Below are 22794 nucleotides of genomic sequence, written 5' to 3' on the forward strand. Positions count from 1 at the left end.
AGCTGGTGGTCAATATGGTCATGGTAGAACTGCAACTCACGAAATTGGTCACTGGTTAAACTTACGCCATATTTGGGGAGATGGTAGATGTCGTCAAGACGATTTTGTTACAGACACTCCAAGTTCAGATGGCCCAAATTATGGATGCCCATCATATCCAACAGTTAATTGCCAATCTAATGATATGACTATGAACTATATGGATTACACAGATGATAACTGTATGTATATGTTTAGTAAAGGTCAAAATGATAGAATGAGAACAATTTTTGCTTCTGGAGGATCTAGAGTAAGCTTTGTACAATAATATATCCTTGTAAAAAGATTAAAAAAGGAGCTTACAGCTCCTTTTTTTGTATCTTTAAATTACTAAATTTGAAATGAAATGAAATTTCTAAAATATATATTTTTTATTGTTATTCTTAATAGCTGTAAAGCGCAAACAAATTTAGAAACTATGGTAATTAATTACAATGCTGCTACACGTGGTAGTTCAATTAAATTTAAGGTTACCTCGTCTAAATTGTATTATAAAGACATTGAGAAAAGCATAGAAAAAGAAACGACTTCAAAATTTTGGCAGGAAATTACAACTATTGTTGAACAAATAAACCTTTCAGAAATAGAAAATTTTAATCCTCCAACAAGCGACAGAAATGTTGATGCAGCTTTACACGCTACTTTAAGCATTACTATTGGTGATTTAATTTATGAATCTCAAACATTTGACCACGGAAATCCACCCGAAGAACTAAAATCTTTAATTGAAACTCTTTTTAATGTTTTAGATTTAGAGTGAATTTTTAATGTAGCAACTTATTTTCTTCCAAAATCTGCCGGAATTTCTCCCCAAGCTTTGGTTTCCCATTTTAAAATTGTAGTTGAATAGGTATTATTTTTGAGCCAGATTTCAGCTCGCTTAATCAAATCAAACAACACCTTATTTTCTGATGTACTAGGTAAATTTGTTCTACATTGACCCCTTTTAACCCAACTAATGGCTATTTTAGAATCAGAATAAATAGGTAAATTGCTTTTATTTTGTTTTAAAAAACCCAATCCATGAACCAAAGCTAGAAACTCACCAATATTATTAGTTCCTTGTTCAAAAGGTCCTTGAATAAAAAGTTGTTTTTTTGTTTGAGTTTCAACACCTCTATACTCCATTCTTCCTGGGTTTCCACTACAAGCTGCATCTACAGAAATAGATTGTAAAATTGGGTTCCCTATTCTTTTTAACTCTTCACTAGATAATTTTTCTTTTTTGGTTTCTTTCCCAACATAATCAATATATCTACCTTTAAAAGCTTTTTCAGCATCTTCTCTTGTAGCAAATGACTTGTATTGGGCCCCTTTAAAATCTGAAATGTGTTTTTTACAGACATTCCAAGAGGTAAAAACACCTGTTTTATGACCATTCCAAATAACGTAAAACTTTTTTTTAGCCATTTTCTAAAATAATTTTTTCAATAATTTTAGGAAAATTTTCTTGTTCTAAACTATGAATTTTTTCAGCAACATCTTCAGCAGAATCAGAAATTAATACTTCAAAACCTTTTTGAAAAATAATAGCACCTTCATCATAATTATCATTTACATAATGAATTGTAATTCCAGAAATTTTCTCTTTATTTTCTACAACAGCATTGTGCACATGCATTCCATACATTCCTTTGCCTCCATATTTTGGCAATAACGCTGGATGAATATTAATAATTTTATTAGGAAATGCTTCAATAATATTTGAAGGAATTTTCCATAAAAACCCTGCTAAAATAACATAATCAGCATTTAATTTTAAATTATTTAATACTTCATCAGTCATATAAAAATCAGTTCTATTAAAGCTACTATTATTTACCCCTAAACGTTTTGCTCTTTCCAACACTTTAGCATCCTTCTTGTTAGAAAGTACTTGAACAACAGAAATTAAATGACTATTTTTAAAATACTTTATAATATTTTCAGCGTTCGTGCCTGAACCAGAAGCCAAAATTACAATACGTTTCATTTGTTTCATTTTATAGTGCAGTTATTCAACAAATAAAACAAATAATTAACAACTTTTACTGCATAAATAAAAAAACTTTCTGTAATTTTAAAAATCATTAATTATCTTTTATTAAGTAAAAGATTTTCATTTCAATAAAGTTTTATATTTTTGCCCAGTAATTAAATTTAAAATAACAAAAATTATGTCAGACATTGCATCAAGAGTAAAAGCCATTATCGTAGATAAATTAGGCGTTGACGAAAATGAAGTAACAATCGAAGCTAGCTTTACTAATGATTTAGGAGCTGATTCACTTGATACTGTTGAATTGATCATGGAATTCGAAAAAGAATTTGATATCCAAATTCCAGACGATCAAGCAGAAAACATTGGTACTGTTGGTCAAGCAATTAGCTATATAGAAGACGCAAAAAAGTAATCTATATATGGAAATTAAACGAGTTGTAGTCACTGGACTTGGTGCGTTAACACCAATAGGTAATAATGTAGAACAATATTGGAACGGTCTTGTTAACGGTGTTAGCGGGGCAGCTCCAATTACATATTTTGATGCCACTAAGTTCAAGACTCGTTTTGCATGTGAATTAAAAAACTTTGATGTTACTAATTTTATTGACAGAAAAGAGGCTCGTAAAATGGATAAATTCACTCAGTACGCAATGGTTGCTACTGATGAAGCCATTCTCGATTCACAATTAGATTTAGAAAAAATTGATAAAGACAGAGTTGGAGTTATTTGGGGTGCGGGAATTGGAGGATTAGAAACTTTTCAAATTGAAGTTTTAAACTTTGCTTCAGGTGACGGCACACCAAGATTTAACCCTTTCTTTATTCCAAAAATGATTGCTGATATTGCACCTGGACAAATTTCTATTAAATATGGATTTAGAGGTCCAAACTTTGCAACAGTATCTGCATGTGCTTCCTCTTCAAATGCAATTATTGATGCCTTAAATTACATTCGCTTAGGATATGCTGATGTAATGGTAGCTGGTGGCTCTGAAGCTACCATCACAATTGCAGGAATTGGCGGTTTTAATGCTTTACAAGCGCTTTCTACAAGAAATGATGGCCCAACAACTGCATCAAGACCTTTTGATAAAGACCGTGATGGTTTTGTTTCAGGAGAAGGAGCTGGTTCACTTATTTTAGAAGAATATGAACATGCCAAAGCAAGAGGCGCAAAAATTTATGCAGAAGTAGCCGGAGGTGGATTATCTGCTGATGCTTATCACATTACCGCACCACATCCTGAAGGACTTGGAGCTATCAATGTAATGAGGAATTGTTTAAAAGATGCTGGCTTAAAACCAGAAGATGTGGATGCTATAAATATGCATGGAACATCAACTCCTTTAGGTGATATTGCTGAATCTAAAGCTATATTAGAAGTTTTTGGTGAGCATGCTTATCAACTAAACTTAAATTCAACCAAATCAATGACTGGTCATTTATTAGGTGCTGCAGGAGCTGTTGAAGCCATTGCTTCAATACTCGCTATAAAACATGGAATTGTACCTCCTACCATAAATCATTTTACAGATGATGATCAAATTGATAGTAAATTAAACTTTACATTTAACAAAGCTCAAAAACGTGATGTGAAAATTGCAATGAGCAATACATTTGGCTTTGGAGGACACAATGCTTGTGTGCTTCTTAAGAAACTTGATTAATAACACAAAACTGAATGAAATTCATTCAAAAAATAGTAAAAATTCGTTCTAAAAAAGAAGCGTTCTTTTATTATTCACTTAAAAAATTATTAGGGTTTACCCCTAGAAATATACAATTTTACAAAAAAGCATTTATCCACCGATCTATAAAAGAAGTGGATAAAAAAACAGGTCTTCAAATTAATTACGAACGATTAGAGTTTCTTGGAGATGCCATGCTAAGTGCAGTTATCGCCTCCCATTTATTTCAAGAAGTACCCTCAGGAGATGAAGGTTATTTAACTCAAATGCGTTCTAAAATTGTAAGTAGAGAGCACCTTAACGAGCTTGGCAGAGACTTTAACTTATTACTTTTTGTAAAAAGTAACGTTGCAAGATCCAAATTTGGAGATGATATTCATGGAAATATATTTGAAGCATTAATTGGTGCAATTTATTTAGATAGAGGTTACCATTATTGTGAGAAATTCATCTACAAAAGGGTGATAACTCCATATGTTGATGTTCTAAAATTAGAAGGTAAAATTACAAGCTATAAAAGTATATTTATTGAATGGTGTCAAAAACAAAAAAAAGAATTTCTTTTTGAAGTTTATGAAGATACTGGAAACGATCCCGTTAAACATTTTAGTGTGAAACTTTTTTTAGATGGTATAATTATAGCTAAAGGAAGAGCTACATCTAAGAAAAAAGCTGAAGAAATAGCTTCTAAAAGAGCCTATTTTGCTTTTCAAAATGAAATTTCAAACTTATAACTTTTCGAATACGATTTCGTAAAATTATTAGTTACTGTACTTAAACAACCCTATTTTTGCAAAATCAATATTCATTCTTTATATGCAACTATTAACATTAGAATTAGAAGATGATTATTTATTAATTGGTATTCATTCAACCGAAGAAGATTATAGGTTAGCATATATTTTAAATACACACTTAAAAACAAAATTAATTAGATATAAACATTGCTTAGATTTTAAAGATTCTAATGCTGAATTTCCTTTATTTGAATACAAAGACGAAAATAATTTTATAAACTATTATTTAATAAACAACAAGTATTCACAACTTGTAAAAAATCAGGAAAATGAAGGGTTATTTGATGGTAATTATAGTACAATTCACTATTTAATACCTGAAAAAAAGAAAGTTGATTTTTTTTTAAAAATTGAAGGCTGTAATGAGCAAAATTTAGTTAGAACCTTAGTTGGTAAATTAAATAAAATTCAACAAATAATCACATCATATTCTATTGAACCAAACACACTAAAATCAAAAGATCATTTAATATTTTAATTATGACAAAAAACAGAAAACGCACTAAAATTGTAGCAACTCTTGGCCCTGCCTGTGCTACCAAAGAAATTATTGAGGAAATGATGGAGTCTGGCGTAAATGTGTTTAGGGTTAATTTTTCTCATGCCGATTATGATGATGTAGCAGAAAAAATCAAAATAATTAGAGAAATTAATGTTAAACGTAATTTTAATGTTGCTATTTTAGCTGATTTACAAGGTCCTAAATTACGCGTTGGTGTCATGGGCGAAAAAGTGAAATTAAAAGAAGGTGACACATTTACTTTCACCACTGAAAAATGTGAAGGAAACAGTGAAAAAGCCTTTATGACTTATCAAAACTTCCCAAAAGATGTAAAGGTTGGTGAGCACATTTTAGTTGATGATGGAAAATTATTGTTTGAGGTAACTGCAACTGATAATAATACCAATGTAACTACGCAAGTTTTACGCGGAGGTAAATTAAAATCTAAAAAAGGAGTAAATCTTCCAAATACTAAAATATCATTACCTGCTTTAACTGAAAAAGATATTGAAGATGCTTTATTTGCCATTAAAATGGAAGTTGATTGGCTTGCTTTGTCATTTGTTAGAACTTCCGAAGATTTAATCCAATTAAATAACTTAATAAAAGAAAATTCGCTTCATAAAATTCCGGTAATTGCTAAAATAGAAAAACCTGAGGCAATTGAAAATATTGAAAAAATTATGCCTTATTGTGATGGAATCATGGTTGCGCGTGGTGATTTAGGTGTTGAAGTTCCGATGGAAGAAGTTCCTCTACTTCAAAAAAGATTAGTTACTATCGCTAAAAAATCGCACAAACCAGTAATTATTGCTACTCAAATGATGGAAACTATGATTACAAGTCAGGTTCCAACAAGAGCTGAAGTAAATGATGTTGCAAATTCAATTATGGACGGTGCTGATGCGGTAATGCTTTCAGGAGAAACATCTGTTGGTGAATTTCCAATTGAAGTTATTAAACAAATGCGTAGAATTATTGAAAGTGTTGAAAATTCTCCTTTAATTTCAATCCCTGATGAAACGATGTTTTGTGTAAATGAGCGCTATATCTCAAAAACTATTTGTCATCAAGCTGCTTTAATGGCAAACACTATAAATGCAGAAGTTATTACCACTTTAACAGATTCTGGATATACCGCTTTTCAAATTTCATCTTGGAGACCAAAATCTAACATTTTAGTTTTCTCTTCAAACCGAAGAATTTTAGCAATGCTAAATTTACTTTGGGGTGTAAAAGGAGTTTTTTACGACAAATTTGTAAGTACTGACCAAACTATTGAAGATATTAATGATTTAGCAAACCAAAGAGGTTATTTAAATGAAGGAGATTATGCTATTAACATTACTTCAATGCCTGTTATAAAAAGAGGGAAGGCAAATACCATACGAATTACTGAATACGGTAAAAATTAATTGCTTTTTAGCATCGCATATAAAGCAAAAGAAGCTAACCAATGGGCTCCGGCATATTCGCCAGAGTCCATTTTTTTGTAGCTATACTCAAAATGTTTATTCGCTAAATTCAGCATTTTATCATTTTTTAAAGCAATTCCTATTTCATATAAACACCAAGCTCTACTAAAATTTAAGCCATCTAAATGTGCTAATTTACCATCAGACCGATCTGTTACTTCTGCAACTTCTAAATAATCCTCAGGATGTTCTCTAAAATTTGGCAAAAAAGCATCTAGCCAAAGCACATATTCATCTTTTGGAAGTACTTTTAACATAAGTGAAGCTTCTTGTAAACAAGGAGATAAAAAATCAAACCCACCAGGCTCCCAAGTAATTGGACAACCCTTATCATTCATATAATACTCTTTCGCCTTTTCAATAATTACTTTTTCTAATTCTGGTGCATATTTTTTAGCATAATCCAAAGCAAACGACATCCCAAAAGCAGTATTTGGATGTTCTCCAACTCTTATAGGGTACTTTAACTTTGGTAAAAACTCAATATATTTTTCTTCAATTAATTTCACCAAAGGCTCTAAATTATCATACATTTCATTTGCTTCTTTAGTGTCCCAATCTTGCAATGTTTCTGCAACTTTTAATAGCCAAGCCCACCCATAAGTTCTTTCAAACGTTTTATTATGTACATCATCAAAATAGCGTATTTCTTTTAAAATATTTTCTTTGGAAATATTCTTCTGAAGCTTCAAAAGAATGGCTTCTTTAAACTCAAAATTTGGTTGTTCTTTTATAATGTTAAGTAAAGTCCAATGTCCATGAACTGATGAATGCCAATCAAAACAACCATAAAAAGTAGGATGCAATTCTGAAGGTACTTTTAAATAGCTTGCATCTCCCAATACTTGACCCAATTTATTTGGATATTCCTGATCTATGCAATCAAAAGCAAAATGGTATAAATAAGATGCGCTTTTTTTATTTAATTCTGGCGTTAAATAAATGGTTTCATCAACCATTTCAGTCGATTTATTTATTTTCCTACAAGAAAACATGCCGAATACAATAATTGCAAGTAACATTATTTTTTTCATTTATTTAAAGCTTTATATTGGTTTTTATCACAGTTGCATCATTTAAAACAAATGGCATTGGCATCATTATTTCTGACCGTGATCTTATGTTAAATGCTGGATTTGTAAATAAATCAAATTTGGTCTCCAATATATCAATATCAATTTTTTGATTTTGATCTACCACAAATTCTATGTTAATAATTTCATTTTCTTTAGTTCTATAATAACTCATAATTGTGCCATTATCTATTGAAAATAGATTTTCACTTCCTAATTTAGTTGAAACTGCTTGTTCATTTATTTTAAAAGACTTAAAGTCAATTGGGATGTTCGTTAGCAACTCAATTTTATGAGCATTCCTCAGCGACAGAATACTTACACCTATTTTTCTTTCATTGTTAATAATAGTATCTGAAACAATTTTTATTAAAGGCTTTTTTAAATTTAAAACTTTAGCCTTCGTATGTAATTTAATGGATGTATTATATTTACTTGCTATTGTGTTTTCATCATAATTTCCTTTTGTAGGGTTTTCACCTAAAAATTGTTTTGTAAATTCATCTACTTCTAAATTATAACTTGCCCAATAAGCTTCATTTTTATTAGCATCTATCACGTATAAAATACTATTTGGTTGTTTTCTATCAATGCTATAAGAAGCATAAAATGAAGCTGTAATTAACGCTAAAACACCTATTAATAAAAATAATCTTGATATGTTTTTATGCTTTTTATAGTGTTGAAAAACAGGAACTAAAAACCCAAATAACAACACTGTGAAAATTGCACTTATTGCCAACATTTTTAATGCTAAACCAACTGGAAGCATTTTTAATAAAGGAGAAAAAATCAGCAGAACTGGAACTGATAAAATGGTAAAAAATATTATTTTTTCTCTTTCAAAATCTAAAAATATCAATACAGATAGTATCACCAATGAAATGATGACTGGTATTATAAAAAATGCCGATCCTTGTAGATAAAAAGCAATGCCTCCATTAATTATTAACCAGAAAAATAAGGGCGCAATTAGTAAATCTTGTGCAGTTCTTTTTTTAAAAAAACCTTTATAAAACCAAAAACAAATAGCCAAAGTTATAGCTATAAATGCAGCTATATAATAATAACCATTATAGGTGAATCCGTGTAAAATATCTTCGTATTGTGGGTGAATTTTTAACAATAATTTCCACCCAAAGAACGTTATTAAAGGTGCAATTACTAATGAAAGTGTAAAGGGAACAAACCCTTTTAAAATCCCTTGAATTGTTAACTTCTTTTTTGAAATTCCAATAATAAGGAGGGCAAAAAATAAAACCCCACAAATAATAAATAGTGGGATTACCCATGAAAATGGGTAAAAAACCAATCCAAAGTATGGGAAATTGAAATACACATCATCGTCTTGTGATTTTAAGTTCTCTAAAGGGTTGTTTGAAAAATAATTTAATGTTGCCGTTAAATAAGACGCCTGATGATTTAAGGTATTCAAATCTAATCTTTCATAGGAATCTTGTTCGGTATGATAATCAAAATGATCATCTATAAAAGCAAAATTATACCCATCAATATCACCATCTTCTCTAAATACCGTTAAATCAGTATCATTAGGTAACATTTTATAAATGCTGTACATTAAAGAATTTCCTACTGGATATGGAGTATTTGCATTGCTAAAAGCTTCAATTAATTTTTTATTTCCACCGTTAGTTTCTAATAATATATAACTTGGGCCACCACTTCCACGAGCCTCAAAATTTAAAACTAAACCTACATCTTTCGCCCAAGGATGGTAATTTACAAATGCGTTGGCTCCTAATAAACCAAGCTCTTCAGCATCTGAAATACAAATAATAATATCGTTTTTTGGTTGTTGATTTTGAGCTAAAAAAGCCCTAACTCCTTCTAAAATTACAACAACGCCACTTCCAGCATCACTCGCTCCTAATGAAGAGTGTGGATTGGAATCATAGTGCGATAGTAGCAATAATGCTTTCCCTTTTTCAGTTCCTTTTATTCTTGCTAAAATATTTTTAGTGTTTGTGGCTGCTCTCCATTTTCTATTCACAGCAACTTGCTCTTGAATTTCAACTTGTAGACCTAGTTCTTTTAACTGAGAAACAATATAATTTCGTACTAATTTATGTTCAAAAGTACCTGTAAAATGAGGCTTTTTTGTAATTTTTTTCAAATGAGATAATGCTCTTTCAGTTGAAAATTCAGTCTTTTTAACTTGATTTTTAACAGCTCCCGAAGGCATTAAAGAATAAAAACTAACATAAACTGTAGCCACAATAATTAAAATTGAAAAAACTTGATGGTATTTTTTTGGTATCATATTTCAAAATTGAATTGTCTAAAATTAACTCATTTTTTAGTCTAATTAAAACAAATGGTTAACGTTTCATTAAATGTTATCAATTAAGCAATAAAAAGTTCATTGTTAATTTTCAATTCTGCTATCTTTGAAAAATATTTTTTTTATAAAACTTAACATGGATAGACGGAAATTTTTTAGAAACGGATCATTGTTCGCACTTGGAACTTCTTTATTAAACCCTTTTGATCTTAGTGCTGCCACTGTAGATTTTGATACTTTAAAAAAGAATAAAAAAGCGAAAAACATTATTATTGTTGTAAGTGACGGAATGAGCACAGGAACTTTAAATATGACCGATTTATATCTTTCCAGAAAAACAGGAGTTGGAAGTAATTGGATTCAATTATATAAAGAAAATAAAATAACACGCGCTTTAATGGATATGGCTTCTGCTAGTTCTATGGTTACGGATTCTGCTGCAGCAAGTTCCTCTTGGGGTGGTGGATTTAGAATTAATAATGGAGGTTTAAATGTTGGCCCAAATGGAGAGCATCATTTACCTATTTGGCAAAAATTTAAATTTGCTGGTAAAATGGCTGGTTGCGTTACAACCGTGCCAATTACGCACGCAACTCCTGCAGGTTTTTGTGTGAATAGTAAATCTAGAAATTCGCAAGAAGAAATTGCAGAAAAATATTTGGAACAGCGTTTTGATATTATGATGGGCGGTGGAAATAATTATTTTTCTTCAGAATATCGTAAAGATAAAGTTGACATGTATCAGAAATTTGCCAATAATGGGTATCAAGTAGTAAAAACAAGAAGTGAAATGTTCGCTGCAAATAATAACCAACCCATTTTAGGCATTTTTTACAATGATGGTTTACCTTACTCAAAAGATAGAGATAGTAACAAAGAACTTACAGAGAAGATCCCTACACTTGGAGAAATGACACAAAAAGCCATTGATAGAATGAAAGATCATCCTGAAGGTTTTGTGTTACAAGTTGAAGCTGGGAAAGTAGATTGGGCAGCTCATGGAAATGACATTGCTGGTTTAATTTATGATCAAATTGCACATGATGAAGCTGTAAAAGTAGCCATAGATTTTGCTGAAAAAGATGAAGAGACTTTAGTAATTATTACTACAGATCACGGAAATGCAAATCCGGGGATTATTTACGGTAAAAAAGCAGATGATAACTTTGATACTGTTCAAAATTACAAACACACTAATGATTGGATTTTAAATGGTTTTGGAAAAGAAACCTCTTTATCACAAGTGAAAGAGCGTATTGAATATGCCAATAATTTTGCAGTATCTGATGAAGAAGCTAAATTAATTTTAAGTTATTATACTGCTATAAAATCTGAAGACGGACTTTATAATGCCAGACATTTACCATTTGCAGTTTTAGCCGAAATTCAAAAACAATACAATTCAATAGGTTGGATTAGCATGCAACACTCCGCAGATTATGTTGAATTATCCATGTTTGGCCCTGGAAGTGACTTGTTGAAACCATTTATAAAAAACACGGACTTACATTATTTAATGCTGGAAGCCGCTGAAGTAGAAAATAAGTTTTAAATTATTCCTTTCTAATCAATAAATAAGTGTCGTTTTCCAATACTAAATAACCTTGATCATAAATATAGAAATAGGTATTTCCTGTTTTTGTAGTATAAATTGAGGTGAAAAAATTAAAATCAAAGTTTCCATCTAGTAACTTAGTTCTGGTAACTTTCGTTTTACCAGTTTCGTTTAAACTTGCTAATAAGTGATGATTTTTACGAAGTCTATTATTAATATTTCTAATTAAATTTTTACTTTCTTTATTTATTTGATTATTGAACGTATTTCTACAATAATCTGAACAAAATTTTTTGTCAACCCGTCCATTAAAAGGTTCTCCGCATTCTAAGCAATTTTTTTTCATAGCAATTTATTCTCTTTCTCAATTATTATTTAACTATCTGATTCCATTTTTACATGGCTCCAATTTTCACCCGATTTTATTCTATACAATTGCATTTCAGATATCCCAAATTGTTTTGCTATCATTTTCATGCGAGTTCTTCTATTGGGATCAAATATCTTTTTTTTAATCAATCTAACTCTTCCTTCTGTTAATTTTGAAGAGGTAACTTGACCTATTCTTGCAATTTTTTTTGGATTCTTTTTATGATGTAAATATAGGTCAGTTTTATTTACCCACTTCAAATTTTTAACCTCATTATTTAATTTGTCAAAATCTAAATGGATTACATATTTTTGATCCTCTTTTTTTTCTAAAAATAAAATTGCAACTAATCTATGTACATAACTAGCCGCTGATTTTAGCTTTCCTTTTTTCTTTATTCCAAAAGATTTATATTCACTAACCAATGAAGTTGAAGATAACTTCCAATCATCATTATATACTTTTTTCTTTTTAACTCTCCCATAATTTGAAACCATATATTCATCATCATCACTCCAATGATCTTCTTTATAAGATTTCCAAATTTCATTTTTAAAATCAATTATCATATTCTTCTTTTTTAATGAAGGGGCATTACAAATATACTAAAAAAACAATTACAAACGACTACAAACGTTTACATACGAAAGTAATTAAATAACAACCGAATACCATTAAAAAACAAACCAATATTTGCACTGTTGAATTGAACGAATGAGATTCAACCTAAATAAAACCTTATCTTATGAGTACGTTAAGAAACAAAGTGCAGTTAATTGGAAACTTAGGAAACAATCCTGAAATTATCACTTTAGAAAATGGCAACAAACTTGCTAAATTTTCTTTAGCAACAAATGAAAGCTATAAAAATGCTGAAGGAGAAAAAATTACAAATACTGATTGGCATAACTTAGTTGCCTGGGGAAAAACCGCCGAAATAGTTGAAAAATATTTAGAAAAAGGAAAAGAAATTGCGATTGAAGGCAAACTTACTTCTAGAAGCTACGAAACCAAAGAAGGTGAAAAAAGATATGTTACTGAAGTAGTGGTTAATGAATTATTGATGCTTGGGAATAAGTAAATGAGGAAATTTGCTTTGAAAAAGAGAAAAGAAGGCCGTCCAAATAGACGGTCTTTCTTTATTTATAATTCATAGATAATTGAATACGTTTTCTGGTAATATCTACCTCTAAAACTTTTACAATTACTTGTTGATGTAAAGTTACTATTGAACTTACATCACTCACAAATCTATCGGCCAAATTAGAAACATGTACTAAACCGCTTTCTTTAATTCCAATATCAACAAAACAACCAAAATTGGTGATATTATTTACAATTCCGGGTAATAATTGCCCTTCGTGTAAATCGTTTATTGTTCTAATATTTTGATTAAATGTAAATACTTTAGCTTTTTCACGAGGATCTAACCCTGGCTTTTCTAGTTCAAAAATAATATCTTTTAATGTTGGTAAACCAGTAGTTTCTGAACAATATTTTTGAAGCTCCATCTTCTCAAGTACTACTTTATTTCCAATTAAATCTGACACAGAACACTTTTCGTCTTTAGCCATTTTTGCAATAACAGCATAACTTTCGGGATGTACAGCAGAATTATCTAAGGGATTTTTGGCGTTTTTAATTCGTAAAAAACCTGCGCCTTGTTCAAAAGCCTTATCGCCTAAACGAGGTACTTTCTTTATATCACTTCTTGAAACAAAAGCACCATTTTCATTTCTATAATTCACAATGTTCTCTGCTAATTTTGGTCCAATTCCTGAAACATAACTCAACAAAGAAACACTTGCCGTATTGATATTTACACCTACAGAATTCACACATCTTTCCACAACAGTATCTAACGAATTTTTTAATTTAGTTTGGTCAACATCGTGTTGATATTGTCCAACTCCAATAGATTTTGCATCAATTTTCACTAATTCAGCTAATGGATCAGCTAGTCTTCTGCCAATTGAAACTGAACCTCTAACCGTTACATCATAATTAGGAAATTCGTCACGCGCAATTTTTGAAGCTGAATAAATACTTGCTCCTGCTTCACTTACCACAAACACCTCAACATCCTTATTAAATCGCATTTTCCGAATTAACTGTTCTGTTTCACGAGATGCTGTTCCATTTCCAATGGCAATTGCTTCAATTTTATAAGCATCTACTAACGAATTTATCTTTTTCATTGCGCCAATAGTATCGTTTTGTGGTGCATGTGGATAAATGGTTTCATTATACTCTAATCCGCCTTGCGCATTTAAGCAAACCACTTTACAACCAGATCTAAACCCTGGATCTATAGCTAATATTGTTTTTTCACCTAAAGGAGCACCCAACAATAATTGTTGTAGGTTTTTTGCAAAAACTTTAATTGCTTCTTCATCTGCTTTTTCTTTTGAAATATTTAAAATTTCATTAGAGAGCGCTGGAAATAACAAGCGTTTATATGCATCTTGAATAGCCAATTTAATTTGAAAAGAACAATCGCTATTGGAACTAATAATTCTAGCTTCCATTTTTTCCAAAGCACGGTCATGATCTATTTCAACCTTTACTTTAATAAAGCCTTCTTTTTCTGCTCTTAAAATTGCTAAAAATCTATGTGATGGACAACGATTTAAACTTTCTGACCATTCAAAATAATCTCTATATTTTTGAGCTTTTTCTTCTTTTTCAGTAGCTTTTACAACTTTAGTTGTAATACTTGCAAATTTTTCTAACTGATAACGAATATTGTTTCTAATATCGGTACGTTCATTTATCCATTCTGCAATAATAAAACGAGCGCCTTCCAATGCATCATCTTCGTTTTTCACATCATTATTTAGATACTTTGCTGCAATAGACTCAATATCTGTAGCGCGCTGGCTCATTATTATTTTAGCCAATGGTTCTAAACCATTTTTACGAGCGGTTTCAGCTTTTGTCTTGCGTTTTTTCTTAAATGGAAGGTAAATATCTTCTAAAGTAGTTAAATCTGTTGTAGCTTCAATTTTCAGTTTTAATTCATCCGTTAAAACTTCTTGCTCTTCTAACGCTTTTAAAATAGTAACTTTTCGTTTTCCTAATTCTTCAAATTGCAATTTATATTTTACAATATCACCTATTTGAACTTCATCTAAATTTCCTGTACGCTCTTTTCTATATCTTGAAATAAATGGAATGGTACAATCTTCATTTAGAAGTTCAATAGTATTTTTAATCCCATTTTCAGGAAGGTTTGTTTGTGATTTTATAAAACTTAAAATATTCATCTATTTAAAACTAATTGCTAAATTTTCTTAATCTATATTCTTCTGATTCTGAAAAATAAACACCTTTAATAAAATAGTTTTTATGCTTAAAGACAGTTTCTCCTATTTGAGATGTAAACCTATCTTCTTGATTAAACTCTTTTATTTTATCAAATTCATTTTTTGGAAAATCACCCTCTATATGATTTAGATTATGATCAAAAAGACAATTTATATATGTAGATTTTGTATTCACATAAGAATTATAAGCAAAATTTACAGGATTAAAAAATACCGACACAACTCCAAAAGAGGCCATTGGCATCCCAAATCCCATTGGCATCATACCGCCTCCACCTCTTCTTATCTCTTTCTTCCCTCCTAAAACAATTTTATATCCATTAGTGTAACTATTTACAGAAACCCCAATATCACCAGATGTAATTTTTCTTAAAAACTTTTTGGTTTTATCCATTTCCCTATAAGAATCATAAGCTCCACCTTCTTGTATAATAGGTGAATTTTTGAAATATATAGTATCATTAGCATTTACGGAATACTCCTTAACCAAATTACCTGATTCAAAATTTTGTGCTCTAAAAATCAATTCATCATCTGTTGAGGCTATTAAAAAAATATTATCCTCGCTTATAAATGAATTTGTTTTCTTTTGATTTGAATTTGTTAATTCAAGTGGTTTTGTAAACTGATTCACTTTCTTTTCAAAAGTGTTTAAATTAAAAGTTAAAGTTTGGGTTGTATTACTATTTTGATCAAACGAAAAAATTACATCATTATTTCTTATATATAATTTTACAAATTCTGAAGCAATTTCAATTGAACTTGGTGTTTTTTCATCAATTTTTTTAATATCTATTAATGTATTAGTTGAATATAATCCAGGCATCAAATCATACAAAACCACCATTTTCTCTTTCTTATCAATAAAATTATTGATTGCAAAATCGACTATATTAATGGAATGGTTCCCGTCATCATCAAAAGAATAAACCTTAAAAATTGACGTATATTTAATAATCGAAATAAGGTAAAATTTATTTTGAATACTTACAGATTGAACAAATTTTTCATTTTCTTTATCTAATTCAAATTCTTTTATTGTTGATTCATTTGTGCCGTAGGAAAAGTTAATTGTTGAAAACTTATCATGCCTTTTGTTTGTTAAAAATATTCTATACTCATTATTATTTTTGATACTATGTCCAATAATGGTTTTAAACATTCTACTCCTATCTTCAGATTTTAATTGACTAGTAATTTCAAATTTATCATTTAATAAATACCCATAAATATATTTAGCATCCACTAAAAACAAAGAAATATCGTCGTTTTTCTGATTTACAATTGGCAAAACATCTTTTAAGAATGATGTTGAGGTTTTTAAAGTGTTTTTAAATGTTATAAGCTCTTCTTGTGAATAGGTATTTAAAGTCAATAAAAGACCCAAACTAATAGCAATTTTCTTAAGCATTTCAGTAGCAATTATTTAAATTAGATTATTATTTAACTCACCTGCTCCCCATTGTTTACCGAATCATTTTCTGGTTCAATAAAAGCAAGTTTTCCATCAGGAGTATCAGTCATTAAAATCATTCCCTGACTTTCAATTCCTTTTAAAACTCGAGGGGCTAAATTTACAAGAACTGTAACTTTTTGTCCAATAATATCCTCAGGTTTAAAGCTTTCTGCAATTCCAGAAACTATAGTTCTAATATCTAAACCAACATCAACTTTTAATTGTAATAATTTTTTTGTTTTTGGCACTTTTACTGCTTCCAAAATAGTTCCAACCCTAATATCTAACTTCGTAAAATCATCAAATTGTATCGTTTCTTTTTGAGGTTCAACAACTTTATTTTCTACTTCATTAGCTTGTTTTGTAGCTTCTAATTTATCTAATTGCACTTGAATTTCTTCATCTTCAATTTTCGCAAATAATAGTTCAGCTTTTCCAATTTGATGATTTGAAGCAATTAATTCTTCAACTTTATCAATATCATCCCAAGCTATATTTTTATAAATATTCAAAATACCTTCTAATTTAGTAGCTGTAAACGGTAAAAATGGCTCGCAAACTACTGATAAACCTGCTGCAATTTGTAAAGCAACATACATAACTGTTTTTACACGTTCCGGATTTTCTTTTATAACTTTCCAAGGTTCTTCATCCGCTAAATATTTATTCCCTAATCTCGCCAAATTCATTAATTCTTGAGAAGCTTCTCTAAAACGGTAACGCTCAATTGAGCTTGATATAACTGATGGGAATTTTTGCAATTTTTCTAATGTTTCATTATCAACATCAGAAAATTCATTTGGTTCAGGAATAATTCCATCATAATATTTATTGGTTAGCACTACTACTCTATTTATGAAATTTCCAAAAATAGCTACTAACTCATTATTATTTCTAGCTTGAAAATCTTTCCAAGTAAAATCGTTATCCTTTGTTTCAGGTGCATTAGCAGTTAATGCATAACGCAATACATCTTGTTTATCAGGAAAATCTTCCAAATATTCATGCAACCAAACAGCCCAATTTTTTGAAGTTGAAATCTTATTTCCTTCTAAATTTAAAAACTCATTTGCAGGTACATTTTCTGGTAAAATATAACTTCCTTCGGCTTTTAACATGGCTGGAAAAATAATACAATGAAACACAATATTATCTTTGCCTATAAAGTGAATTAGCTTCGTTTTTTCATCTTTCCAATACGGTTCCCAATCTTTTCCTTCACGTGCTGCCCATTCTTTTGTTGAAGAAATATAGCCAATAGGCGCATCAAACCAAACATACAATACTTTTCCGTCAGCACCTTCAACAGGCACAGGAATTCCCCAATCTAAATCACGGGTTACTGCTCTTGGTTTTAAACCATCATCTAACCAAGATTTTACTTGTCCTAATACATTTGTTTTCCAATCGTTTTTATGACCTTCAACAATCCACTCTCTTAACCATTTTTCATATTTATCAAGAGGCAAATACCAATGTTTTGTAACTTTGGTTGTTGGCACATTTCCTGTAATTGCAGATTTTGGGTTTATTAAATCGGTTGCATTATGACTTGTTCCACATTTTTCACATTGATCGCCATAACTTTCTTCATTTCCACATTTTGGACATGTTCCAACAACAAACCGATCAGCTAAAAACTGATTTGCTTCTTCATCATACAATTGTTCGTTAGATTCTTCAATAAACTTCCCTTCATTGTATAATTTTTTGAAAAACTCTGAAGCTGTATCATGATGAACTTTTGCAGAAGTTCTTGAGTAATTATCAAATGAAATTCCAAAATCTTGAAAAGACTTTTTTATGATAGCGTGATATTTATCAACAATATCTTGAGGCGAAACACCTTCTTTTTTTGCTTTTATAGTAATTGGCACCCCATGTTCATCTGATCCGCAAATATAAATTACATCGTTTCCTGTATTACGTAAATAGCGCGCATAAATATCAGCTGGCACATAAACACCTGCTAAATGCCCAATATGAACGGGACCATTTGTGTAAGGTAAAGCTGCTGTAATAGTATATCTTTGTGAATTGCTCATTGAATTTTATTTAAGAAAGCACAAAAATAAGGATTAATGTTGATTTTTAGATTTGTTTAAGTGTTGAATTATTCATAAAATCTTTCATTGTCTTACATTTGGCATTCTATATTATAATAGTATTTTTACTAAAAAGACAAACTATGTTAAACCAAAGACTTTTAATTTTATTTATTAGCCTCCTATTTATACCTTTTTCCTATTCACAAAATATGATAGATTCTAAGCCATTGGAAGTGATTAAACCTCTTGAAAAACCAGCTTATTTAAAAGCAGGAGATACCATTGCTATTGTTGCTCCAGCCGGAATTTTAAAAAATCAAGAACCAATTGAGCAAGCTGTTAAAATGGTTGAAAGCTGGGGTTTAAATGTTGTTTTAGGGAAGCATCTCTTTGGAAGTAATTTTCACTTTTCAGGAACTGAAAATGAACGCATTGAAGATTTCCAAAGTGCTTTAGACGCAAAAAACATAAAGGCCATTTGGTGTGGAAGAGGTGGTTATGGAACTGTTAGAATTATTGACGATCTAGATTTTACCGAATTCAAAAAACATCCAAAATGGATTATTGGATATTCAGATATTACCGTTTTACACAGTCATATACATACGTTAGGTTTTGAAACTTTACATGCAATGATGCCTATGAATATGAAAGTTGAAGAAAAAGATAGAATTAAAACGGTAAAAACCTTTAAAAAAGCGCTTTTTGGAAAAGAAATTAATTATAAAATTACGGGGTCAAACTACAATAAAATAGGAGAAGCAAAAGGTCAGTTAGTTGGCGGCAATCTAGCTATTTTACAAAGCTTGCTAGGATCTGTTTCTTCAATAAACACCAACCAAAAAATACTATTTATTGAAGAAATTGGAGAATATTTATATAGCATTGACAGAATGGTATATGCTTTAAAACGCAGTGGTTATTTTGAAGAATGTAGCGGGTTAATTATTGGAGATATTTCTAACATAAAAGAGAATTCCACTCCTTTTGGACAAACATTTGAAGAAATTATTTTAGAAGCTACAAAAGAATATCATTTTCCTATTTTGTTTGGTTTTCCGGCTGGTCATGAGGACACTAATAAAGCTATTTTTTTAGGTAGAGAAATTGAAATGAAGGTTGGGAAACAACACTCAACAGTAAAATTTAGTGACTGAAAATCGTAAAAAAGATTGTAAAAAAATGGCTACACACAATGAATTAGGAGAAAAAGGGGAAGAACTTGCAGTTGAATTTCTTCAAAAAAATGGATATCAAATTTTAGAACGTAATTGGCGCTTTAAAAAAGCTGAAGTTGATATTATTTCACAAAAAAATGATGTTTTAGCTGTTGTAGAAGTTAAAACACGCTCTTCCAATTATTTTGGGAATCCACAAGATTTTGTAAATCCCAAAAAAATTCAATTATTAGTGGAAGCCATTAATGAGTATGTAACTTCAAAAGATTTAGACGTGGAAGTACGGTTTGATATTATTGCAATTTTAAAAAATAAAAATGCTTTTGATATTGAACATTTAGAAGATGCTTTTTTGCATTTTTAATTTTCAAAAAAGGCTTTTACATCTTCAAACAAGTTCGGTTTTGCTATTATTTTTTTGTCTTTATCTAATATAAAGTATGTTGGTGTTGCTATAATTTGATAATCTCTTGCTATGGTATTTTGCCACTTCTCTAAACCTAAAATGCTGGTCCATTTTGGAAAATTTAAAGTAAGCTTCTTAAACTCAATATCATCATTTTCTAAAGCAAAAGCCAATACACTAACAGTTGGTTTATCTTTTGTAAACTCATACAACTTTGGAATTTCAACTAAACAGTGGGAACATCCTGTGCTCCAAAAAACAAGAATATAATTTTCAGCTGTATTTAATCCCAAAAGTTTTTTTATGATTCCTTTTTCTTCCCATGTAATTTCAGGAGCATATTTTCCAACAGCTAGTTTTACTCTTTCTTGAATTTCTTGAACCATCTTATTATTTTTCACTTCTTCAGGAAGTTTATTGTAAAAATTTTCAATCACAAAATCAATTAAAACCGTATTTTCAATTTGAGCGAAATTATTAAGTAGTGTTATTAAAATTTCGTTTTGCAAATTAACATTTTGTGTTTTTCTCATTACTTCATCAACCGCATTTTTGTACAATGCAAATTGCACCTCAGCATCTTCTGAACCATTTAAATAAAAAACATAGTCCGTTACTTTTTCACTTAAGAAAGTAGAATTTATGAGTTCTTCATCCTTAAAATTTATAAAATCAAAAAAATGTTGTTTTACACTATTTAAATATTCTTGTGGTGTTTCAATTATAGTTGAATTATAATACTTATTGCTAGATTTAATAAAATTGTTGGCTAATTTCCCTCTGGAATCTTTCTCAAATCTTGTTTGAAAAGCACGAATAGCTGAATAAGAAATTTCATATAAATTATCAATCTTATCTCTATCTTTTTTGTCTTCTAAGTGAAAAAATGCTAATTGCAATGAATCTAGTTGTTGTTGTTTACTTGCAAATTCTATCAGATATTTATGATAGAGTTGATTTTCATCAGAGGAAATAAATTTAACCGTTTCAAAAGGATTTTCAGGATTAAATTTTAATGTTACGTTTTCATTGTTATAAATAAAATCAATAAAACCACCATTTTGCTGACTGTACATTAAACGATACATTCCTTTTGGTGTATTTTCAGGTAAATCAATTGAAAACTCGCCATTTACAATGGTTACATTTTTTATGTAAAGCTGTTTTGCACCTTTTAATTGATATAAAACCACCCAGCTAAAATTTTGTGCAGGGTTTAAAGTTCCTTTTACGTACGTTTGCCCTTGAACAGTGCAAGAAATTAGAACAATTATGAATAGAAGTTTTTTTAGCATACTCTTTTTTGAATGTTTTTCAATAATCAGACCAAAAGTAACTATTTTTATTTTTTGTAAAACAACAACTTATGAATTTTACCAATAAAACTGTCTGGATAACTGGTGCTTCTTCTGGAATTGGAAGATCTTTAGCTCTTGAACTTTCAAAACAAAACACCAAATTAATTCTTTCTTCAAGAAATGAAATTGAACTTAATAAGGTGAAAAGGGAATGTGAAAATTCACAAAATGCGAAAATTTTACTACTTGATTTAGAAAATCACAACACTATGTCTTCAAAAGTTGAAGAAGCTTTATTACTTTTCGGAACTATTGATGTGTTATTTAATAATGGTGGAATTAGCCAACGCTCATTAGTAAAAGATACATCAATTGATGTTGATAAATATATTATGAACATTAATTATTTAGGAACTGTAGCTTTAACAAAAGCTATTTTACCTCATTTTATAAATAAAAATAATGGTCACTTCGTTATTACTACAAGTATTGTTGGTAAAATAGGAACACCGCTTCGTTCCTCGTATGCAGCCTCAAAACATGCGTTACACGGTTTTTTTGATAGTTTACGCGCAGAGGTTTACCAAAACAATATCAAAGTTACTTTAGCTTGCCCAGGATTTGTGCAAACCAATGTTTCTTTAAATGCTTTAACTGGCAATGGAACACCACAAAACAAAATGGATGGTGCTACCAAAAATGGATTAACAAGTGAAACCTTTGTTAAACTATTAATAAAAGCAGTTAAAAACGAAAAACAAGAAGTTTATATTGGAGGTTTTAAAGAAAAACTGGGCGTTTATACAAAACGTTTCTTTCCTAAATTACTTTCAACAATGATTCGCAAAATGGCGGTAACTTAAATTACTTCTTTTTCTTTAAAATACAATACAATAGCCTCTTTTATTAAAACGGTTTGCTCGCCCGATTTTAAGGCTGGCAATTCTTCTAATGTTTTATAATGAGGCCAACTGTCTTCATCAAAAAAATCGAATTCGTAATATCCAAAAGGCTCTAAAAGTCTACAAATTGCAATATGCATTAAATTTACTTTATCATCCTTTTTATATTCAATATTCCCTTTTCCTAATTCTTGCACTCCAATTAAATAGATAATGGCGTCTAAATTTAGTTGTTCTCCTTCACCAAATTTAATTGCTAAGATCTCCAGTAATTGCTCGTAATCTTCCTTTAATTTTTGATCTCTTGACATTTGAAATTTCTAGTTAGTCTGCAAATATACAAATCGATTCATGTATATTTACAAAAACTCTTATATGAATACTTTTGATATTAT

At 29.9% G+C, this 22794-nt stretch carries 23 protein-coding genes; 12 read left to right on the top strand and 11 right to left on the bottom strand.

The features are described from left to right. Both ABY863_RS07890 and ABY863_RS07895 read left to right on the top strand, forming a co-directional pair. A partial coding sequence (locus tag ABY863_RS07890; RefSeq protein ID WP_372793718.1) for a M43 family zinc metalloprotease occupies positions 1-307 on the top strand: 307 nt, incomplete at its 5' end. 78 nt (positions 308-385) lie between these two features. Continuing rightward, positions 386-799, top strand: coding sequence for a hypothetical protein (locus ABY863_RS07895; protein ID WP_372793719.1), 414 nt, complete (start codon positions 386-388; stop codon positions 797-799). Positions 800-816: 17 nt separating this feature from the next. Here ABY863_RS07895 and ABY863_RS07900 read toward each other — a convergent pair whose 3' ends face one another. Further along, positions 817-1449, bottom strand: coding sequence for a viroplasmin family protein (locus ABY863_RS07900; protein ID WP_372793720.1), 633 nt, complete (start codon positions 1447-1449; stop codon positions 817-819). Next, entirely contained in the window at positions 1442-2011 is a 570-nt protein-coding gene (locus ABY863_RS07905) for a phosphoribosylglycinamide formyltransferase (protein WP_372793721.1), read from the bottom strand. The genes ABY863_RS07900 and ABY863_RS07905 overlap by 8 nt, the downstream gene beginning before the upstream one ends. A gap of 184 nt (positions 2012-2195) precedes the next feature. On the opposite strand from ABY863_RS07905, the gene ABY863_RS07910 reads away from it, so the two are divergent. The 5 genes from ABY863_RS07910 (at position 2196) to pyk (ending at position 6425) form a co-directional block, all read left to right on the top strand. Further along, entirely contained in the window at positions 2196-2432 is a 237-nt protein-coding gene (locus ABY863_RS07910; protein WP_134248150.1) for an acyl carrier protein, read from the top strand. 7 nt (positions 2433-2439) lie between these two features. Next, the gene (gene fabF, locus ABY863_RS07915) at positions 2440-3690 is read left to right on the top strand and encodes a beta-ketoacyl-ACP synthase II (protein ID WP_372793722.1); all 1251 of its coding nucleotides are present in this window, start codon (positions 2440-2442) and stop codon (positions 3688-3690) included. 14 nt (positions 3691-3704) lie between these two features. Next, positions 3705-4445: a ribonuclease III gene (gene rnc, locus ABY863_RS07920; RefSeq protein ID WP_372793723.1), complete on the top strand. Its 741-nt coding sequence runs from the start codon at positions 3705-3707 to the stop codon at positions 4443-4445. Between the two features lie 82 nt (positions 4446-4527). Then, complete coding sequence (locus ABY863_RS07925) at positions 4528-4986, top strand: IPExxxVDY family protein (protein ID WP_372793724.1); 459 nt, start codon at positions 4528-4530, stop codon at positions 4984-4986. 2 nt (positions 4987-4988) lie between these two features. After that, entirely contained in the window at positions 4989-6425 is a 1437-nt protein-coding gene (gene pyk, locus ABY863_RS07930; RefSeq protein ID WP_372793725.1) for a pyruvate kinase, read from the top strand. Here pyk and ABY863_RS07935 read toward each other — a convergent pair. Together ABY863_RS07935 and ABY863_RS07940 are read right to left on the bottom strand one after the other, a co-directional pair. Then, positions 6422-7519 (bottom strand): DUF2891 domain-containing protein, encoded by a 1098-nt coding sequence (locus ABY863_RS07935; protein ID WP_372793726.1) that lies wholly within the window; start codon positions 7517-7519, stop codon positions 6422-6424. The two genes, pyk and ABY863_RS07935, sit on opposite strands and share 4 nt — an antisense overlap. 4 nt (positions 7520-7523) lie before the next feature. Next, positions 7524-9839: a M28 family peptidase gene (locus tag ABY863_RS07940; protein WP_372793727.1), complete on the bottom strand. Its 2316-nt coding sequence runs from the start codon at positions 9837-9839 to the stop codon at positions 7524-7526. 157 nt (positions 9840-9996) lie between these two features. On the opposite strand from ABY863_RS07940, the gene ABY863_RS07945 reads away from it, so the two are divergent. After that, complete coding sequence (locus tag ABY863_RS07945) at positions 9997-11412, top strand: alkaline phosphatase (protein ID WP_372793728.1); 1416 nt, start codon at positions 9997-9999, stop codon at positions 11410-11412. Position 11413: 1 nt separating this feature from the next. Here ABY863_RS07945 and ABY863_RS07950 read toward each other — a convergent pair whose 3' ends face one another. Continuing rightward, on the bottom strand, positions 11414-11761 hold the full coding sequence (locus ABY863_RS07950; protein ID WP_372793729.1) for a hypothetical protein: 348 nt from the start codon (positions 11759-11761) through the stop codon (positions 11414-11416). Between the two features lie 29 nt (positions 11762-11790). Then, positions 11791-12354, bottom strand: coding sequence for an HNH endonuclease (locus ABY863_RS07955; protein WP_372793730.1), 564 nt, complete (start codon positions 12352-12354; stop codon positions 11791-11793). Positions 12355-12530: 176 nt separating this feature from the next. On the opposite strand from ABY863_RS07955, the gene ABY863_RS07960 reads away from it, so the two are divergent. Further along, entirely contained in the window at positions 12531-12866 is a 336-nt protein-coding gene (locus ABY863_RS07960; RefSeq protein WP_372793731.1) for a single-stranded DNA-binding protein, read from the top strand. 58 nt (positions 12867-12924) lie between these two features. On the opposite strand, the gene ABY863_RS07965 is transcribed toward ABY863_RS07960, so the two are convergent. Genes ABY863_RS07965 through metG form a run of 3 tightly spaced genes read right to left on the bottom strand, consistent with a single transcriptional unit; the run spans position 12925 to position 18612 of the window. Then, positions 12925-15051: a Tex family protein gene (locus ABY863_RS07965; protein WP_372793732.1), complete on the bottom strand. Its 2127-nt coding sequence runs from the start codon at positions 15049-15051 to the stop codon at positions 12925-12927. A gap of 10 nt (positions 15052-15061) precedes the next feature. Then, positions 15062-16522: a hypothetical protein gene (locus tag ABY863_RS07970; protein WP_372793733.1), complete on the bottom strand. Its 1461-nt coding sequence runs from the start codon at positions 16520-16522 to the stop codon at positions 15062-15064. A gap of 32 nt (positions 16523-16554) precedes the next feature. After that, positions 16555-18612, bottom strand: a complete 2058-nt coding sequence (gene metG, locus ABY863_RS07975) for a methionine--tRNA ligase (RefSeq protein WP_372793734.1) — start codon at positions 18610-18612, stop codon at positions 16555-16557. 143 nt (positions 18613-18755) lie between these two features. Between metG and ABY863_RS07980 the strand changes: the two genes are divergently transcribed. Together ABY863_RS07980 and ABY863_RS07985 are read left to right on the top strand one after the other, a co-directional pair. Further along, positions 18756-19772: an LD-carboxypeptidase gene (locus ABY863_RS07980; protein ID WP_372793735.1), complete on the top strand. Its 1017-nt coding sequence runs from the start codon at positions 18756-18758 to the stop codon at positions 19770-19772. A gap of 25 nt (positions 19773-19797) precedes the next feature. Further along, positions 19798-20157: a YraN family protein gene (locus tag ABY863_RS07985; protein WP_372793736.1), complete on the top strand. Its 360-nt coding sequence runs from the start codon at positions 19798-19800 to the stop codon at positions 20155-20157. On the opposite strand, the gene ABY863_RS07990 is transcribed toward ABY863_RS07985, so the two are convergent. Further along, complete coding sequence (locus tag ABY863_RS07990) at positions 20154-21494, bottom strand: thioredoxin-like domain-containing protein (protein ID WP_372793737.1); 1341 nt, start codon at positions 21492-21494, stop codon at positions 20154-20156. The two genes, ABY863_RS07985 and ABY863_RS07990, sit on opposite strands and share 4 nt — an antisense overlap. A gap of 71 nt (positions 21495-21565) precedes the next feature. Here ABY863_RS07990 and ABY863_RS07995 point away from each other — a divergent pair, with 71 nt between their 5' ends. Beyond that, positions 21566-22360, top strand: a complete 795-nt coding sequence (locus ABY863_RS07995; protein ID WP_372793738.1) for an SDR family oxidoreductase — start codon at positions 21566-21568, stop codon at positions 22358-22360. Here ABY863_RS07995 and ABY863_RS08000 read toward each other — a convergent pair. Continuing rightward, the gene (locus ABY863_RS08000; RefSeq protein ID WP_372793739.1) at positions 22357-22710 is read right to left on the bottom strand and encodes a hypothetical protein; all 354 of its coding nucleotides are present in this window, start codon (positions 22708-22710) and stop codon (positions 22357-22359) included. The two genes, ABY863_RS07995 and ABY863_RS08000, sit on opposite strands and share 4 nt — an antisense overlap. Positions 22711-22794: the final 84 nt, after the last annotated feature.

It is taken from the genome of Lutibacter sp. (assembly GCF_041562875.1).
Lineage (GTDB): Bacteria > Bacteroidota > Bacteroidia > Flavobacteriales > Flavobacteriaceae > Lutibacter.

What these genes read in the sequence shown, in the direction of transcription:
- ABY863_RS07910 (WP_134248150.1), top strand. Translation starts at nt 2,196, where the DNA reads ATGTCAGACATTGCATCAAGAGTAAAAGCCATTATCGTAGATAAATTA.
- ABY863_RS07905 (WP_372793721.1), bottom strand. Translation starts at nt 2,011, where the DNA reads ATGAAACGTATTGTAATTTTGGCTTCTGGTTCAGGCACGAACGCTGAA.
- ABY863_RS07945 (WP_372793728.1), top strand. Translation starts at nt 9,997, where the DNA reads ATGGATAGACGGAAATTTTTTAGAAACGGATCATTGTTCGCACTTGGA.
- ABY863_RS07980 (WP_372793735.1), top strand. Translation starts at nt 18,756, where the DNA reads ATGTTAAACCAAAGACTTTTAATTTTATTTATTAGCCTCCTATTTATA.
- pyk (WP_372793725.1), top strand. Translation starts at nt 4,989, where the DNA reads ATGACAAAAAACAGAAAACGCACTAAAATTGTAGCAACTCTTGGCCCT.
- ABY863_RS07990 (WP_372793737.1), bottom strand. Translation starts at nt 21,494, where the DNA reads ATGCTAAAAAAACTTCTATTCATAATTGTTCTAATTTCTTGCACTGTT.
- ABY863_RS07940 (WP_372793727.1), bottom strand. Translation starts at nt 9,839, where the DNA reads ATGATACCAAAAAAATACCATCAAGTTTTTTCAATTTTAATTATTGTG.
- ABY863_RS07965 (WP_372793732.1), bottom strand. Translation starts at nt 15,051, where the DNA reads ATGAATATTTTAAGTTTTATAAAATCACAAACAAACCTTCCTGAAAAT.
- fabF (WP_372793722.1), top strand. Translation starts at nt 2,440, where the DNA reads ATGGAAATTAAACGAGTTGTAGTCACTGGACTTGGTGCGTTAACACCA.
- ABY863_RS07900 (WP_372793720.1), bottom strand. Translation starts at nt 1,449, where the DNA reads ATGGCTAAAAAAAAGTTTTACGTTATTTGGAATGGTCATAAAACAGGT.
- ABY863_RS07950 (WP_372793729.1), bottom strand. Translation starts at nt 11,761, where the DNA reads ATGAAAAAAAATTGCTTAGAATGCGGAGAACCTTTTAATGGACGGGTT.
- ABY863_RS07925 (WP_372793724.1), top strand. Translation starts at nt 4,528, where the DNA reads ATGCAACTATTAACATTAGAATTAGAAGATGATTATTTATTAATTGGT.
- ABY863_RS07960 (WP_372793731.1), top strand. Translation starts at nt 12,531, where the DNA reads ATGAGTACGTTAAGAAACAAAGTGCAGTTAATTGGAAACTTAGGAAAC.
- ABY863_RS07955 (WP_372793730.1), bottom strand. Translation starts at nt 12,354, where the DNA reads ATGATAATTGATTTTAAAAATGAAATTTGGAAATCTTATAAAGAAGAT.
- ABY863_RS07985 (WP_372793736.1), top strand. Translation starts at nt 19,798, where the DNA reads ATGGCTACACACAATGAATTAGGAGAAAAAGGGGAAGAACTTGCAGTT.
- ABY863_RS07995 (WP_372793738.1), top strand. Translation starts at nt 21,566, where the DNA reads ATGAATTTTACCAATAAAACTGTCTGGATAACTGGTGCTTCTTCTGGA.
- ABY863_RS07935 (WP_372793726.1), bottom strand. Translation starts at nt 7,519, where the DNA reads ATGAAAAAAATAATGTTACTTGCAATTATTGTATTCGGCATGTTTTCT.
- metG (WP_372793734.1), bottom strand. Translation starts at nt 18,612, where the DNA reads ATGAGCAATTCACAAAGATATACTATTACAGCAGCTTTACCTTACACA.
- rnc (WP_372793723.1), top strand. Translation starts at nt 3,705, where the DNA reads ATGAAATTCATTCAAAAAATAGTAAAAATTCGTTCTAAAAAAGAAGCG.
- ABY863_RS07970 (WP_372793733.1), bottom strand. Translation starts at nt 16,522, where the DNA reads ATGCTTAAGAAAATTGCTATTAGTTTGGGTCTTTTATTGACTTTAAAT.
- ABY863_RS07895 (WP_372793719.1), top strand. Translation starts at nt 386, where the DNA reads ATGAAATTTCTAAAATATATATTTTTTATTGTTATTCTTAATAGCTGT.
- ABY863_RS08000 (WP_372793739.1), bottom strand. Translation starts at nt 22,710, where the DNA reads ATGTCAAGAGATCAAAAATTAAAGGAAGATTACGAGCAATTACTGGAG.